The sequence below is a fragment of the Pediococcus parvulus genome, from assembly GCF_007990205.1.
GTDB classification, from domain to species: Bacteria; Bacillota; Bacilli; order Lactobacillales; family Lactobacillaceae; genus Pediococcus; species Pediococcus parvulus.
Genome location: NZ_BJWE01000007.1, coordinates 51749 through 68194, shown reverse-complemented (window position 1 = coordinate 68194; position 16446 = coordinate 51749). Strand labels below are relative to the sequence as shown.

Here is a 16446-nt window from a genome sequence, read left to right as displayed (position 1 = left end):
AAAAAAACTATTCACGTGGAATGCAAAGGCACTTCACATGAATAGTTTTTTTGTGGAATTAATTATTCTTTTGTTGCGCAATTAATGCTTTTAGACTAGCGTTATCTCGATGGGCAAGTAAGGCCCAAAGAATCGTGACGGTATCGACAACTTCTTGAAATAGCGCGCCAAGCAAGGCAGGGATGATACCAGTGGCAGCGACGAGCATCAGACCAATACAGATAAAAATGCCAATTAAAACGGATTGTTTCGCGATTTTCATAGTATATTGAGAAATGCTCAAAGCACGCGCAACTCGACCTAAATCATCTTTTAGGATCACAATGTCGGCCGATTCACTGGCAGCGGTTGAACCACGCGCTCCCATTGCAATTCCAACATCAGCGACGGTTAATGATGGCGCATCATTGACGCCATCACCTACCATAACAACCGGACGGAGATGATTTTCTTGATCCTTCAAAACCGCAATTTTGTCTTTAGGTAAACACTCAGAATAAACTTTTGCGATTCCAATTTGGTTACCGACCATTTCAGCAGTAGCTTTTTGGTCGCCACTAATCATTAAGGTGTTTTTGATGCCCAATTCATTTAACTGCGAGATTGTAATTTGTGCTTCAGGGCGAATTTGATCAGAAAAAGTAATGTAACCTGCAAATTTATCGTTGATGGAAACAAAGATTGCAGTTTGTTTAGATAACGGCTTAATTTCTCGAGTTGCAAATTTTTGACGGCCAATTTTGATCTGTTGGTGATCAACTTGAGCCGTAATACCCATGCCGGTAACTTCTTGAATGTCTGAAACTGGCAAAAGTGTTTTAGAATCAACAGCATTTACAATGGAACGGGCCAAGATATGGCTTGATTGTTGTTCAGCACTAGCTGCAAGGCTTAATAATTGTTCATTTGTGTAAGGTGGCAAACTTTTAATTTGATCGATGGCTAAAATTCCCTTCGTCAGCGTTCCTGTTTTATCGAAGGCAATTGTTTTGGCAGTGGCAAATTTTTCAATTGTTGTACCATTTTTAATGATAATTCCATTTCGGTTCGCACTACTCATTCCAGATACAAGCGCAATTGGTGCCGCCAAAATCAGTGGACATGGGGAAGCCACAACGAGAACTTCTGCAAAGCGAACAGGATCTTTTGAAATATACCAAGCAATTCCGGCAATGAGATAAGAAACAATTGTAAATGGAATGGCGTATCGATCCGCTAAACGAACAAAGTGAGCAGGTTGTGCCTCGGAAGCTTTGACCAGTTTAACAATTGTTTGATACTGACTATCGGCGGCTATTTTTGTGACTTTCATCGTAATGGCGCCATCCCCATTGATGGATCCGGACATCAGGTCATCATTAAGCGATTTAGATACTGGATTAGATTCACCAGTTAATGAAGATTCATCAAAAATTGAAGAGCCGGATAGCACAATCCCATCAACAGGTACGACTTCGCCAGGTTTGACCACAACTTGGTCACCAATTTGAACAGCATCAACCGGTTTGGTGGTAATTTTGCCATCTAAGAGCACATGGGCATTTTGTGGAGAATTGTCGAGCAGATTTTGAAGTTCTTTGCCTGCCTTATGGGCGGCATAATCTTCTAAGGAATCCCCGCCAGTCAGCATAATGAGCACTACGATACTTGCCCAATATTCCCCAACAGCTAAGGTAGCAATGATAGCCGTGATCGCCAACAGATCTATTCCATATTTGCCAGCACGCAAGGTCTTAATCATTTCAATTAACATGGAGATCGAAATCAGGATTCCTACCACAGTGATAATAATTTGAGCAACTAAATTGAGATGGAAAACAAACTCTAGGAAAAGTGCTAAAACCCCAAGAAGGACAACTAAGGAAAATTTAGTAGTATGTTTCATACCCAGTAACTTCTTTCTTATTTAGAATGATTCTAAAACCATTATAAATGAAATCTAGTCAAATTACCAGTAGAATGAAGAATTATTTGGGCTTATTCATCCTTAGCATGAAGACCGGAATGATTAGCAATAGATGAATAATAAACATGCCCAAGAAGGTCCAGCTATAGTCAAAAGCCGTAATAAAATAGCCACCAAATAAAGGACCAAGTGCGCGACCCATGGATCCGGCAAAACTCCCTACAGATTGGATGGTGCCTCGATTACGATCATCAGCAAACCGGTTTAATAAAGCCGGGATTGCGATGAGGGCCAACATTTCACCAAAAGTGACTAAGGTAATGCCTAAGACATAACGCCAGTAGCTTCCAGTATTAATAATTGCCAAATAAGAAAGGGCAAACGAAATTAATCCTAAAATAATGCGCATTTTTTCGGCCTTAAAACTGGGTTTGAATAAACGAGTGGTAAATGGTTGAATTAAAATAATTTCTACAGTACTGATTGTAAAAAGGAGACTATACTTAGGAACAGAGATGTGTTTAGCAACCATCAGTACCGAAACATTACTATTCCACTGTTCATAGCAGATCCAAATTATGACCATGACCAAACAAATAATGAGAATACTTCCTAGAGCGTGTCGAGAACCGTTATCAGTTATACCTTGATTAGTGGTTACTGGATGTTTTTTGATAGTTTTAAATGACAGTCTAATCAGCAATGTTGTTAACAAAAATAAGACAGTAGAACTAAAAAAGACCATGCGGATACTAATCCCAAATAAAATTCCTGACATAAAGGTAGCAAATCCCATGCCTAAGCTAGCGAACCAGTAACCGTTATTAAAAATGTTAGGATCTTGGACTTGAAGGAAGGCAATGTAACCATTAATGGCGGAATTTAGGCCACCTAAAAACAGGCCGTATAGCGTGATTAAGACCGGATAAATCGGCCATTGTGGGAAAAGCCCTAGTAGAAATAAAGCAGTCACAACGCCAATTCCGTTCACATACATGAGTGGTTTTTGCCGCCAACTATCAAAGAGCTTGCCGCCAATCAGGTTGCCAATCATCATAGCTCCTGAAAAACAAAAAAGCACGTAACCTGCAGTTACTAAGCTTTTGTTTAAAGTCCTATGAATGTAAAGGGTGGTGATCGGCATAATCAGACCAATACCCATATTGACCAACATGTTTGTAAATAAAACCGGTTTATTTTTCATAGGAAATAACGCCTTTCTGTGGAGCTCATAATTTTCTAATTAAATGTTAATCATACTATTACATAAGGATTAGCAAATTTCAACGATTTTCAAGAACTGCTGACAATAAAAATGGAAAATCAAGATAAGATTAAAGACGGATGGCAATTATTGAGTTTTCACTGCTGGTAGTATTCTAGTGCTAAATTTGGTAAAATATTTTTGTTACGGTAATTTATTAATTGAGGATCAAGTCGTTAAATTATCAATCAAATAACTAATATAACTAAGAAAAAAAAGGGAGTCTATAAAATGTGTGGATTTGTGGGGTATCTCAACCAAACTGATGTCAATTCTGATGTTATTAAATCAATGGCGGACCGGATTAAACATCGTGGTCCAGATGATGAGGCTTATTTTCAAGACGAAGATGCTTCTTTAGGTTTTAGACGTCTCTCAATTATTGATTTGGCACATGGTAAACAACCAATGCTGAACTCAACGAAAACCAAAGTTTTAACTTTTAATGGTGAAATTTACAATTATAAAGAGATTCGTGAAGAATTAAAAAAATTAGGATATAATTTTCAAACTGATGTAGATTCCGAAGTGTTGATCCATGGCTATGATGCATGGGGGGCAGACCTTTTACAAAAGCTTCGCGGAATGTACGCTTTTGTGATTTATGATACGCAGAAAAAAGAAGTGTTTGGTGCGCGGGATCATTTTGGAATTAAACCGCTTTACTATTATGATGATGGTGAATCCTTCCTTTGGGGATCAGAAATCAAAGCCTTTTTGGAGCATCCAAAGTTCCACAAAGAATTCAATGAAAAATTGCTACCAATTCATTTAAGTTTTGAATTCATTCCTTCAAAAGAAACAATGTTCAAGAATGTGTACAAACTTTTACCTGGAACATATTTCTTGCACAAAGACGGCAAAACTGAAACCCATACGTACTTTAAATTTAATTATGATCATATTGACGAATCACAAACCATTGAAGGTGATGCCAAGAAGATCCGCGGAATTGTCAAGGATTCTGTGAAGGCTCATATGATTGCGGATGTGGAAGTTGGTAGTTTCTTATCAAGTGGGATCGATTCAAGCTATGTCTTGGCTGAAGCAGCTAAATTAAAGCCAATTCAGTCATTTTCACTTGGGTTTAATAATTCAAAGTACAGTGAATTAAGTTATTCGACTGAATTTGCAAAAGAAATTCATCAACAAAACACACCTTTAACGATGGATGGTGACGACTATTTTGATATTTTGCCAACCATTATGTATTACATGGATGAACCATTGTCCAATCCTTCAGCAATGCAGCTTTATTACTTGTCTAAAGGGACAAGGGAACATGTGAAGGTTGCCTTGTCAGGTGAGGGTGCCGACGAATTCTTTGGTGGGTATAACACTTATTTAGAAGCATTTCCATTTGAACGTTATCAAAAATGGGTACCTCAGTTTGTGCGTACAGGTCTTGCTAAACTGGTTCAAAATCTGCCAAGATTCCATGGCAAACGTTTCTTAGTTCGAGGTGCAGAGCCATTAAGTGAACGTTATTACCGAGTTAATTATGTTTTTGACAAACATGAACGGGATGAAATCTTACGTGATCCTAGTATAAATGTGGATTCTGGTGCTTACACCAAACATATTTTTGATGAGGTCAAGGGCAAAGATGAAATGACTCAAATGCAATATTTTGATATCAATACTTGGCTACCATTTGATATCTTGCATAAGGCAGATCGGATGAGTATGTGTAATTCCTTGGAAGTTCGCACACCATTAGTTGATAAAGAAGTGGCTAAGTTTGCGGCAACGATGCCAATTAAAACTCGAATTCATAAAGAAGAGACAAAGATTTCTTTGCGAACGGCTGCTGAAAGTGAACTTCCAGAACGAGTAGCGAAGAAAGAGAAGATGGGTTTCCCATCCCCAATTGCGAGTTGGATTAAAGAAGACAAGTATCGTAAACGGATTGAAACAGCCTTTAACTCTGATGTTGCCAAACGTTTTTTCAAACCAGAGGCTTTAATGCATATTCTGCATGAACATATTAATGGCAAATCAAGTATGCAAAAGATTTTTACAATTTACACCTTTATTTTGTGGTATGAAGTTTATTTCCCAGAAAATACTACAGCCACAACAAGTAAGTTAGTTCGTCGCACACAAGTTTAATATTTGGAGATGGAAAATATGGCACTCGAGATTGCCGAAATTACCATGATTTTAAAAGAACATCATTTACTGAAACAAATAGTAAATAATGTTAAAGGCGATCATCAAAAAATAACGGGGGTTAAATATGACTCTCGTCATGCAGTTGCCAATGACCTTTTCTTTTGTAAGGGTAATTTTAAACCAGATTATCTAAAAGTCGCACAGGATAAAGGCGCGACGGTTTACATTGCAGAACAGCAATTTGAAGAAGTTCCAATGATGTGTGGCATTATTGTAACCGACGTGACCAAAGCGATGGCGTTAATAGGGGCAGCTTTTTATGATTATCCGCAAAATGATTTGTTTATCATTGCTTTCACAGGCACAAAAGGTAAAACAACTTCGGCTTATTTTACGCACCATATTTTAAAAACCATTTCGGAAAATAAAGCTGCCTTATTTTCAACCATTGATCGTATAACGGGACCTAAACCAGAACAAGAATTTAAATCTGATTTAACAACGCCTGAATCGTTAAATTTATTTCACGATATGCGAGAAGCTGTCAATAATGGCATGCATTCGCTTGTTATGGAAGTTTCCTCACAGGCTTATTTACGAAATCGGGTATATGGTCTACATTATGACGTAGGAGTATTCCTGAATATTACGCCTGACCATATTGGCCGTAATGAACATCCGACATTTGAAAATTATTTGCATTGTAAAATGCAATTGATGGTTAATTCGGATGTTTGTGTGATTAATGCACAAACTGCTCATCTTGAAGAAATTTATCAGGCTGCTCGTGCAACGACAGATCCAGAAAAAATTTATTTATTTAAGCAGGCAAATGCTAAAATTAATCGCGCAGTTCCTATTGATGTTGTTTTTTATAATGATCGTGATGATTTGCGATTGACCGAGATTGAAGTCAAAGCAGTAAGTCCAAGAGCAAAAGCTTTAAAGATTGATGGTCGTTATGATTTGAGTATGCCTGGTGACTATAATCAAAGCAACGCCACAAGTGCCTTGATTGCTGCCGGATTAGCTGGTGCGACTTATGATCAAACGCACAACTTGTTAACAAAGATGAAAGTCCCGGGCCGAATGGAATCCGTGGTTTCGAAAAATCATGGGGTCATCTATGTTGATTATGCCCATAATTATGCCAGCATGAATGCCCTTTTGAGCTTTTTAAAAAGTCAGTATCCAAAAGGACGTATGATTGTGGTTGTGGGTAGTCCAGGAGACAAGGGAATTTCTCGGCGAAAGGGCTTTGGCGAGGCGCTCACTGCTCATGCAGATGTTGCAATTTTAACGACGGACGATCCAGGGTTTGAAGAGCCAAGTGCAATCATTGATGTGATTGACAGCTACATTGATCATACAAAAGTGCAGGTTGAAAAAGTTATTGATCGTTATTCTGCAATTAAACGGGCAATTTCAATTAGTCGTCCAGAGGATGTTGTTGTCTTAGCAGCTAAAGGAGAGGACCCATATCAAAAAGTCAGAGGAGTTGATACTCCTTGGCCAACAGATATGAAAGTTGCAAAAGAAGTTTTGAAAGGATTGGCGTAATGGAAAACTCAAAAAATGATTATATACCAGTGCTATTAGGTAGTGATTTTAATGCATATGGAATGGCGCGTTCATTTTATGAAATGACTGGCAAAAAGGTCAAAGCATTTGCAGAAAAAGAATTAGCTCCAACCCGATTCACAAAAATCGTGGATTTGGAGTTGATTCCTGGTTTTTCAGAGGATCCCGTTTTCTTTGAAACGATGAAGAAGATTGCCAAGCGTTATGAAAATCGTTCTGAAAAGGTGATTTTGCTTGGAATGGGTGATGGATATGCCGAATTAATTTCAAAACACAAAGAAGAACTTTCTAAAACCTTCATTTGCCCATATGTTGATTATGATTTGCTACGTCAATTAAACAACAAAGAACGTTTTTATAAAATTTGTGATGAGTTTGATTTACCATATCCTAAGACTAGAATCATTACTAAAGATGAATATGAAAGTTCTGAAGAAATTGAAGAACCATTTGGTTATCCAGTCGCTTTAAAACCTGCCAACAGTGTGGAATGGCTTGATATTCATTTTGAGGGTCGAAAAAAGGCCTTTCGTATTCAATCACGTGCGGAGTTTGATGAAATTGTTGGGAAGATTTACGACAATGGCTATACTTCCGATTTGATTTTACAGGATTTTGTCCCTGGTGATGACAGTAACATGCGTGTCTTGAATGCCTATGTGGATCAGTATCATCACGTTAAAATGATGTGTTTGGGTCATCCTCTATTAGAAGATGTTGCACCATCTGCTATCGGCAATTATGTGGCAATTTTACCTGAATACAATTCGACGATTTATAAGACGATCCAAGATTTCTTAGAAAAGATCAATTTTACCGGTTATGCTAATTTTGATTTGAAGTATGATTCTCGTGATAAGACCTATAAACTATTTGAAATTAACTTACGCCAAGGACGAAGCAGTTTCTTTGTGACGTTGAATGGTTATAATCTTGCTCAGTGGGTTGTGCAAGATTATGTGAGCGAAGATTTGAAGAATAAGCCGACTGTCTATGCTAACCGATCTGAGGATACCCATCAGTTATGGTTAGGCGTGCCAATTCGGGTGTTCAAAAAATATGCCCGTGATAACCGAGATAAATTAACCGCCTTACAACTTATCAAGCAAAAACGATATGGGATGACAGCTTTTGATAAAAAAGATATGAATCCTAAGCGATTTGCGTTATTGACTTGGATGAATCACAACTATGCTAAAAATTTTGATCGTTATTTTGAAGAAAACAAGGGATGAGTTAAATGAAAGATTTCTTTACAATTATTGGTGGTATGGGGACACCGGCAACGGAAAGTTATTTGCGGTTGTTAAACAAACGAACACCCGCTCATCAAGACCAAGATTACTTTAATTATATTTTAGTAAACCATGCCACAGTTCCAGATCGTTCCACATATCTGATGGACCATTCTCAACCAAGTCCATTACCTGATCTGTTGGCGGATATTAAGGAACAAAGTCAATTAAAACCTAGTTTTTTTGTGATTGCCTGCAATACTGCTCATTACTTTTATGATGATTTACAAGCGGCAACACCTGTACCAATTGTGCATATGCCACGAGAAACTGTAAGTTACATCAAAAAGAATTATCCAGATGCTAAGCGAATTGGGGTTATTGGAACAAAAGGAACCACGACTGATGGCATTTATGATCGGGAACTAATTCAACAGAATTTAGAAGTTGTGAAACCAACTGATCAAATTCAAAAGCTAACGACTGAATTAATTTTTGATGATATTAAAAACCAAAATCAGGTTGATGGTGAGCTTTTCCATGAAATTGTGAAACGAATGGTTCAAGAGCAAGGTGCTGAGGTTGTTATTCTAGGTTGTACGGAATTATCTTACGCGCAAGAACTGGCTCCTGAACTGAAATTTCCAGTTGCTGATTCTCAATCAATCTTGGTTGATAAGTCAATTGAATTAGCAACAAAGTTAAGAGCAAAATAATTATGATAGAGTAGGTTAGTAAGTGACTAGTTAGATGAAAACATTCATGACAAAAATTGGTCAATATGCTATACTTACTTTTGTGTTTGCGGGCATAGTTTAGTGGTAAAATTCAAGCTTCCCAAGCTTGCGTCGCGGGTCCGATTCCCGTTGCCCGCTTTTCCGTAAGAGAGTAGTACCTAATTCATTTTCTTTTAGCGAGTTCGGAATGGTGGAAGCCGAATAGAAAAAGTTAGTGAACGTGCTTTTATGTTTATAATTTAAGAAATTGAGTGGATTTTAAAATCAATTAGAGTGGTACCGCGGGTTTTCTCGTCTCTTACAAAGTTTATTTGTAAGAGACTTTTTTAATTTGAATTTATAAATGGAGGAACTAAAGATGAATTACAAGAAACAAGTGGCACAAAGTATTGTAGATGCCTTAGATAATCAGTTAGATGAGCAGGTAGTTTACGAAAAGATTGAAGTACCAAAGGCGACAAATCTTGGAGATTATGCTTTTCCAACGTTTGTGTTGGCTAAGACTTTGCACAAGGCCCCACAAATGATCGCAAAGGATTTAGTGGAACAAATCAATAAATCTGGTTATGAAAAAGTTGAAGCACAAGGACCTTATGTGAACTTCTTCTTAGATAAAGGTACGTTCAGTAATGAAGTTTTACAAACCGTTTTAACGCAAAATAGCCACTATGGGGATGCCACAATCGGTAATAACGGTAAAGTGCCAATCGATATGTCTTCGCCTAACATTGCTAAACCAATTTCAATGGGTCATTTGCGATCAACTGTAATTGGTAATTCTTTGGCCAATTTGCTATCCAAAACGGGTTACCAACCCGTTAAAATTAATCATTTAGGCGATTGGGGGACCCAATTTGGTAAGCTTATTGAAGCCTACAAACTCTGGGGAAGTGAAGAAGAAGTTAAAGCTGATCCAATCAATAAATTACTTGAATATTACGTGCGTTTTCATAAAGAAGACCAGGAACACCCTGAACTAGATGATGAAGCGCGCAAATGGTTTAAAAAGCTTGAGGATGGCGACAAAGAAGCCACTGAACTTTGGCAATGGTTCCGTTCTGTTTCATTGAAATCATTTAAACGGATCTACGATAAGTTAGGAATTACGTTTGATTCCTATAAGGGTGAAGCTTTTTATAATGATAAAATGGATGAAGTTGTTCAACTCTTAGAGGATAAGAACCTCTTAAAAGAAAGTCAAGGAGCAGAAATTGTTGACCTTGATAAATATAATTTGAATCCGGCGCTAATTAAGAAGACAGATGGCGCAACTCTGTATATTACCCGTGATTTGGCAGCTGCTATTTATCGAAAACGGACTTATGACTTTGTACAATCTTTATATGTCGTTGGTGCAGAGCAGATTAATCACTTTAAACAGTTGAAAGCTGTTTTAAAAGAAATGGGCTTTGATTGGTCAGATAATATCCACCACATTCCGTTTGGTTTAATCACGTTGAATGGTAAGAAGCTGTCAACTCGTTCTGGTCGAGTTGTCTTACTAGATAAAGTTTTAGATGATGCCATCGATTTAGCTAAACAACAAATTCAATCTAAGAACCCTGATTTGAAGGATGCTGATAAGGTCGCGCATGAAGTTGGGGTAGGAGCTGTCATCTTCCATGATTTGAAAAATGAGCGTATGAACTCGTTTGATTTTGATTTGAGCGAAGTTGTTCGTTTTGAAGGCGAAACTGGTCCTTATGTGCAATACACAAGAGCACGTGCGGAAAGTATTTTAAGAAAGTCGGATCATAAAGTGAAAATTACCGACTTGAACTTAGCAGATCCTAATGCTTGGGAAACATTGAAGTTCTTGCAAGCATTTCCAGAGACTATTTTACGGGCAGTAAAGGAATATGAACCTTCAGTTATTGCTAAATATGCGCTACATTTAGCTAAATCTTTCAACCAATACTATGCCAATTCAAAAGTGTTAGTTGAAGACGACGATTTAAATGCGCGCCTTGCACTTGTTCAAAGTGTCAGTGTTGTGCTAGAAATTGCTTTGAGCCTTTTGGGTGTCCAAGCACCATCAGAAATGTAATTTACAAAAAATCGTAAGTTAGGTAAAAGTGAGGATATTGATCATGTTTTACCTAATGAAATTCATAAAAAAGAAGAGGTTGGGGAAAAAGTTTCCTCAACCTCTTAAATATAGGCCAAAATAGCCGAAAATGAGAAGAATTTCTCATTTCAAAAGTAGGGAATCTCGAAGCATGCAAAATTAAGACCTGATACAATAGATATGTTGAGGTATTAATTGAGTCGAATTATATTTGAGGAGGAAACAAAGATGGAAATCAAAGGCTTTGGTGTCGAAGAATGGCTAAACAAAAATGAAAAAGCGGCTCAATTTGATATCTCGCAGAGCACAATTAGTTCACTAACTTTGGGGGAATTACTTAGTTTTGATAGCCAGGATCCGACAGCGACATTTACTAAATATTTAAACACTAAATTAAATTATGGTTGGATCGAAGGATCACCAGAATTTAAAAAATTAGTTGCGCAACTATACGACCAGGTTGATAGTCAAAATATTTTACAGACAAATGGTGCTACCGGTGGAAACTTTTTGGCACTCTTCAGTTTATTGAACCCCGGAGATCACATCATTTCCTTATATCCCAGTTACCAGCAACTGTATGATTTGCCCAAGTCTTTGGGCGTGAAAGTTGATGAGTGGGATTTAAAAGAGAGTTTAAATTGGCAACCTGATTTGGCTCAATTACGACAGCTTATTTCGCCAAAAACCAAGATGATTTGTTTAAATAATGCTCAAAATCCAACTGGCAGCCTCCTCAATAAGGCGTTGTTGGAGCAGGTCGTTTTGTTGGCTAGAAAAGTTGGCGCTTATGTCTTAGCTGATGAAGTCTATCAGCCGGTGGATAAAATTGATGAATTTCCAGATATCGCTGATTTATATGAAAAGGGAATTTCTGTAAATAGCCTTTCAAAAACGTATTCTGTTCCTGGATTACGAATTGGTTGGATTGCAACTCAGTCTAAAGAACTTGCCGACATATTTAGAAAATATCGGGATTATACAATGATTTCAGGCGGTGTGGTTAATGATACATTGGCTTGTATGACATTGCGAAACCGAAAGGCCATTTTACAGCGTAACGGAAAATTAGTACAAAGAAATCATAAAATTTTAGAGCAGTGGGTCAAGAATCAACCCAAAGTAGAAATAATTATGCCAGAACAAGTTTCAACAGCCTGTGTCAAACTAAATATTCAAATGCATGATGAAGAATTCTGCGAAGAGTTGTTGCAAAAGACTGGCGTATTAATTGTTCCTGGATCTAGATTCGATATGCCAGGGCATGCTCGTATTGGCTACTGTACAGATACAGAAACGTTAAAGATTGGATTGAAAAAATTAGGTGATTTCTTAAATCAGTGTGAGTAAAAATCACGTCAAACTATTTTAAGAATAATTCTTGGCTTTTATATCTGTTTCTGGGATAATAGATACATTATATTTTTTTGAAAAGAGGCTAACTATATGATTAACCCCAAGCAACAAAGAATTTTTGAGCGTCATCTAGCACATGTCCCAGGAAGTCATATTCTTAAAGCTTCCGAATATAAAAAGGTGGTAAGTTGTCTGCATTACAAGAAGATTGCCAAGGGTCAGAATTTGGTTGATCAGCACGATGATCGAAATTACACGTTTATATTAAAAAAGGGTTTTTTAAAAATCAGATCATTCGATGCCAAAGAGGACGCGTCCTACGTGAGCTTTCTCAGTCCCAATATGCTGTTTCCGTTACGGGGGATGTTTGTTGACAGTCGTTATTGTTATACAGTTACAGCGTTGACTAACGCAGAAGTCATTTTTATCCCAACAAAAACGTTTGAGGGCTTGCTGAAAAGTAATCACAAATTTTCATTAATGATTATTAAAAAGATGCAAGAAGTCGTTTCAGAAGAGGAGATTTTTATTCAGAGGGCGTTGACTCCATCTGCAACAAAAAGAGTGGAGCAGGTATTAAAGTACTTGAATAATCATCATGGTATAGAATTGGAAGGCGGCAGACAAATCCCGTTTCCGTTAACAATTAAAGAAATTGCCACAATTGCGGGCACTACCCGAGAAACAGCTGGCCAAGTTATTCACGAATTAGTTGATGAAACTGAGCTGGAGTATTCACGTAAATATCTTTTCTTTCCAGAAATCTATACCGAAGAAGCCTAGACTGTTATGTGTTTTTGAATTTTGGTATACTTGAGAAAGTTAATACGGGAGTGAAGTGCAGTTATGAAAAAAAGTGAACGTCAAAAGATCATTAAAGACCTTATTGCAAATCAACTAGTTGCGAAGCAAGATGATTTGATGACCTTGTTGAAAACTCATCAAGTTGTGGCAACGCAGGCTACTATTTCTCGTGATATGCGCGAAATGCATATTGTAAAGGGAACCGATCATGAAGGTCATCAAAGGTATATGATTTTTGAAACCAATGATGAAGATCCAGCAGAAGCTCTTTTTAAAACCTTTAAGCAAACGGCACAACAAATTGATCAAATTCAGTTTGTTAATATTATTAAAACAACACCAAATGATGGTAATCGATTGGCAGCTGTTTTTGATGATACACAGATGCCAGAAATCGTTGGAACTTTAGCGGGATTTGATACGATTGTGGTTTTTAGTCCCGATGAAGCATTAGCAACTCAATTACATCAAAAGTTAGCTCATTATTTATCTGCTGAAGGCTAATAAGAATACAGAGTAAAACCAGAAGCTTTGACGACGGCTCAATTATCGTTAAAATCTAGTTTTGCTCTGTTTTTGTGGTTTCAAAAAGAAAAATTATTCAGCCGCTTTTTAAGGGTCTTTTAAAATTCGATGAGGATTTAAAAGGGGTTCTTAAACTGTGATACAATACAGCTAACATTCTATTTAAACGGAGACTTTTATGAAAACTAATAATTTCCTTTCTTCGGTTTTAACGGTAATTAAACGAATTGGTCATTTTTTAGCGCCATATTGGCGTCAATTTAGAGTCCTTTTTGGTCGTTACTGGCGAAGATTTCAATTAACGCGATGGTTGATTATTTTGTTCTTAAGCTTTTTTTTGGTGATGAGTGGTTATCTGACTTACCGGGCCAAAACGGCTAATGTTGCTGACCTAAAGACAGAATTAGAAAAACCAACGGTCGTATATGATGCAAAAAATAAAAAAGCCGGCTCCTTGTATTCTCAAAAGGGAACTTGGGTCAGCTTAAGCAAGATGTCAATCAATGTGCAAAATGCAGTAATATCAACTGAAGATAGAGGCTTTTATAAAGAGTATGGTTTCTCTGTTAAAGGAATTGGTAGGGCGGCATTGTTGTATGCAGTGAATAAAGTATTAAGGCGGAATTATATAAGTGGTGGTGGTAGTACGTTAACTCAACAGCTGGTTAAAAACGCTCTATTATCACAACAACAGACCTTTACGCGCAAGGCAAAAGAACTGTTTTTGTCGATTGAAGTCGAAAATGTATACACTAAATCAGAAATTTTAGAAATGTACTTGAATAATGCTTACTTTGGGAACGGTGTCTGGGGTGTTCAAGATGCTTCTAAACGCTATTTGGGGGTTTCTGCAAGTCAATTAACAGTCCCCCAAGCAGCTGTTTTAGCGGGGATATTGAAGTCACCTAGTGCATATAATCCGGCCGATCACCCCGCGGCTTCAAAACAACGACGGAATGTCGTTTTAAGCTTGATGGCCGAAAATAAAAAAATAACGACTTCTCAAGCAAAAACGTATGAAAGAACGGCTTTAACAACCGCGAATACTTTTTCAGATACCAGTGGCTATAAGTATCCGTATTACTTTGATGCCGTAATCAACGAGGCAATTAGTCGCTATGGTTTGACTGAATCTGATATCATGAATCGTGGTTACAAAATTTACACGTACTTGAATCAGAGCGATCAAACAAGTATGCAGGAAAAATTCAAGAATTCTAGTTATTTTCCTGCGAATGCATCAGATGGGACAAAAGTACAAGCGGCTTCAATTGCGATCAACCCTAAAACGGGGGGAGTGGCCGCTGTAGTCGGCGGACGTGGCAAGCACGTTTTCAGGGGCTTTAATCGTGCAACCCAGATGAAACGTCAACCTGGATCAACATTGAAGCCGATTGCCGTTTATGCACCAGCATTGTCTAGCGGATATTCCTACGATTCTACTTTGACGGACAAGTTACAATCCTACGGGACAAACAAGTATCGCCCAGAAAATTATAACAATGAGTATGTGGGTTCGTTGCCAATGTATAAGGCGTTGGCGGAGAGTCGTAATGCCCCAGCAGTCTGGTTACTTAATAAGATTGGTGTGGCTAAAGGGTATGCGTCTGTTCAAAAGTTCGGTTTGAATATTGATAAAAGTGATAAGAACTTGGCATTAGCTCTGGGTGGATTAACGACAGGTATTTCGCCTTACCAGTTGGCAAGTGCTTACACGGCTTTTGCGAATAATGGTGAACTGGCGCAAACCGGTTTTATTCGAAAGATTGTGGATTCTTCTGGAAAAACTATTGTGAATAATACGACACAAACCAAACGTGTGATTTCCAAAAAAGTGGCTAAAGAAATGACAAGTATGATGATAGGTGTTTATAGTGATTCATATGGGACTGGCGTGAATGCGAAACCTGCTGGGTACACAATTGCCGGTAAGACCGGTAGTACTGAGGTAGATGGTGCCTCAACTAGCGACGCAACCACTGATGAATGGATGATTGGCTATACGCCAGATACGGTGGTAGCCACATGGGAAGGCTTTGACGATACCACCAAAACGAACCATTTGGAAAACCTAAGTGGAGTTGGTTTAAGCTCCTTGTTTAAGGCGGAGATGGAAGGCATTTTACCAAATACTGCTGGCACGAGTTTCAATACCACCAATGCGTCTACTTTAGCTACCGCGGAAAGTTCCAGTTCAGGTTCTAGTATTTGGGACAGTATTCAAAATGGTACTTCTAGCGCAGAAAAAAGCTTTTCAAAAGGAACAGAATCCTTTAAGCAAAAGGCAAGTGAATGGGTTGATAAAGCCAAGAATTTTCTTGGTGGTAATTAAACTTTATTGAATGCGCGTATCAAACCGGCTTTGGTATGATACAATATCAGTATAAAAGCGTAAACATCTAGGAGGAAGACAATGGCTGTTAATATTTACGATACTGCAAACAAAATGGAAGAAGAAATTCGCCAAACAACTGAGTATACGAGTTTGAGTGCAGCATATGCAGAAATGAAGAAAGATCCTAAGGCATATGAACTTTTTAAAGATTTTCAAGAAGTTCAAGTTAATTTGCAGCAAAAACAGATGAATGGTGAAGATCTAACTGACGATGAGATGAAGCATGCACGCGAAGTTGCGAGTCAAGTTGGCAACGTGGATGTCATTAAGGCGTTGATGGACAAAGAACGCAATTTGAACCAACTTTTAAATGATATCAATCAAATTATTACTAAACCGATACAAGAATTGTATCAAAATTAAGATGAATAACGCTTCAAAAAGCGTATTTTAAATACAAACAGGGTTAGTGCAAATGATGATTTGTTCTGGCCCTTTTTTATGAATCAAGGAGTTAAAC

General features: G+C 37.8%; 12 protein-coding genes and 1 tRNA gene. 11 read left to right on the top strand and 2 right to left on the bottom strand.

Features of this window, described 5'->3' with window-relative positions; genetic code table 11:
• Positions 1–58 precede the first annotated feature (58 nt).
• Together PPA04_RS03110 and PPA04_RS03105 are read right to left on the bottom strand one after the other, a co-directional pair.
• Positions 59–1885 (bottom strand): heavy metal translocating P-type ATPase, encoded by a 1827-nt coding sequence (locus PPA04_RS03110; RefSeq protein WP_057783038.1) that lies wholly within the window; start codon positions 1883–1885, stop codon positions 59–61.
• Between the two features lie 82 nt (positions 1886–1967).
• Positions 1968–3110 carry an MFS transporter gene (locus PPA04_RS03105; RefSeq protein WP_057783040.1) on the bottom strand — a complete coding sequence of 381 codons (1143 nt, stop codon included), beginning with the start codon at positions 3108–3110 and terminating at the stop codon, positions 1968–1970.
• Between the two features lie 291 nt (positions 3111–3401).
• On the opposite strand from PPA04_RS03105, the gene asnB reads away from it, so the two are divergent.
• The 11 genes from asnB to PPA04_RS03050 all read left to right on the top strand — a co-directional run bounded on the left by asnB (position 3402) and on the right by PPA04_RS03050 (position 16349).
• Positions 3402–5282, top strand: coding sequence for an asparagine synthase (glutamine-hydrolyzing) (asnB, locus tag PPA04_RS03100; protein WP_057783042.1), 1881 nt, complete (start codon positions 3402–3404; stop codon positions 5280–5282).
• An 18-nt stretch (positions 5283–5300) separates the two neighbouring features.
• Complete coding sequence (locus PPA04_RS03095) at positions 5301–6845, top strand: UDP-N-acetylmuramoyl-L-alanyl-D-glutamate--2,6-diaminopimelate ligase (protein WP_057783044.1); 1545 nt, start codon at positions 5301–5303, stop codon at positions 6843–6845.
• Positions 6845–8101: a carboxylate--amine ligase gene (locus PPA04_RS03090; RefSeq protein WP_057783047.1), complete on the top strand. Its 1257-nt coding sequence runs from the start codon at positions 6845–6847 to the stop codon at positions 8099–8101. Before PPA04_RS03095 ends, PPA04_RS03090 begins: the two co-directional genes overlap by 1 nt.
• A 5-nt stretch (positions 8102–8106) precedes the next feature.
• Positions 8107–8817 (top strand): aspartate/glutamate racemase family protein, encoded by a 711-nt coding sequence (locus PPA04_RS03085; RefSeq protein WP_057783049.1) that lies wholly within the window; start codon positions 8107–8109, stop codon positions 8815–8817.
• Positions 8818–8905: 88 nt separating this feature from the next.
• Positions 8906–8976 (top strand) — tRNA-Gly (locus tag PPA04_RS03080).
• 220 nt (positions 8977–9196) lie between these two features.
• The gene (gene argS, locus PPA04_RS03075) at positions 9197–10885 is read left to right on the top strand and encodes an arginine--tRNA ligase (protein ID WP_057783051.1); all 1689 of its coding nucleotides are present in this window, start codon (positions 9197–9199) and stop codon (positions 10883–10885) included.
• 249 nt (positions 10886–11134) lie between these two features.
• Positions 11135–12256 carry an aminotransferase gene (locus PPA04_RS03070; RefSeq protein WP_057783053.1) on the top strand — a complete coding sequence of 374 codons (1122 nt, stop codon included), beginning with the start codon at positions 11135–11137 and terminating at the stop codon, positions 12254–12256.
• A 96-nt stretch (positions 12257–12352) separates the two neighbouring features.
• The gene (locus tag PPA04_RS03065) at positions 12353–13045 is read left to right on the top strand and encodes a Crp/Fnr family transcriptional regulator (RefSeq protein ID WP_057783055.1); all 693 of its coding nucleotides are present in this window, start codon (positions 12353–12355) and stop codon (positions 13043–13045) included.
• Positions 13046–13108: 63 nt separating this feature from the next.
• The gene (locus PPA04_RS03060; protein WP_057783057.1) at positions 13109–13570 is read left to right on the top strand and encodes an arginine repressor; all 462 of its coding nucleotides are present in this window, start codon (positions 13109–13111) and stop codon (positions 13568–13570) included.
• A gap of 199 nt (positions 13571–13769) precedes the next feature.
• Positions 13770–15923: a PBP1A family penicillin-binding protein gene (locus PPA04_RS03055; RefSeq protein ID WP_057783059.1), complete on the top strand. Its 2154-nt coding sequence runs from the start codon at positions 13770–13772 to the stop codon at positions 15921–15923.
• Positions 15924–16004: 81 nt separating this feature from the next.
• Positions 16005–16349, top strand: a complete 345-nt coding sequence (locus PPA04_RS03050; RefSeq protein ID WP_057783061.1) for a YlbF/YmcA family competence regulator — start codon at positions 16005–16007, stop codon at positions 16347–16349.
• Positions 16350–16446 lie beyond the last annotated feature (97 nt).

Coding starts and splice junctions, on each gene's coding strand:
- argS (WP_057783051.1), top strand. CDS start 9,197: ATGAATTACAAGAAACAAGTGGCACAAAGTATTGTAGATGCCTTAGAT.
- PPA04_RS03060 (WP_057783057.1), top strand. CDS start 13,109: ATGAAAAAAAGTGAACGTCAAAAGATCATTAAAGACCTTATTGCAAAT.
- PPA04_RS03050 (WP_057783061.1), top strand. CDS start 16,005: ATGGCTGTTAATATTTACGATACTGCAAACAAAATGGAAGAAGAAATT.
- PPA04_RS03055 (WP_057783059.1), top strand. CDS start 13,770: ATGAAAACTAATAATTTCCTTTCTTCGGTTTTAACGGTAATTAAACGA.
- asnB (WP_057783042.1), top strand. CDS start 3,402: ATGTGTGGATTTGTGGGGTATCTCAACCAAACTGATGTCAATTCTGAT.
- PPA04_RS03065 (WP_057783055.1), top strand. CDS start 12,353: ATGATTAACCCCAAGCAACAAAGAATTTTTGAGCGTCATCTAGCACAT.
- PPA04_RS03105 (WP_057783040.1), bottom strand. CDS start 3,110: ATGAAAAATAAACCGGTTTTATTTACAAACATGTTGGTCAATATGGGT.
- PPA04_RS03095 (WP_057783044.1), top strand. CDS start 5,301: ATGGCACTCGAGATTGCCGAAATTACCATGATTTTAAAAGAACATCAT.
- PPA04_RS03110 (WP_057783038.1), bottom strand. CDS start 1,885: ATGAAACATACTACTAAATTTTCCTTAGTTGTCCTTCTTGGGGTTTTA.
- PPA04_RS03070 (WP_057783053.1), top strand. CDS start 11,135: ATGGAAATCAAAGGCTTTGGTGTCGAAGAATGGCTAAACAAAAATGAA.
- PPA04_RS03090 (WP_057783047.1), top strand. CDS start 6,845: ATGGAAAACTCAAAAAATGATTATATACCAGTGCTATTAGGTAGTGAT.
- PPA04_RS03085 (WP_057783049.1), top strand. CDS start 8,107: ATGAAAGATTTCTTTACAATTATTGGTGGTATGGGGACACCGGCAACG.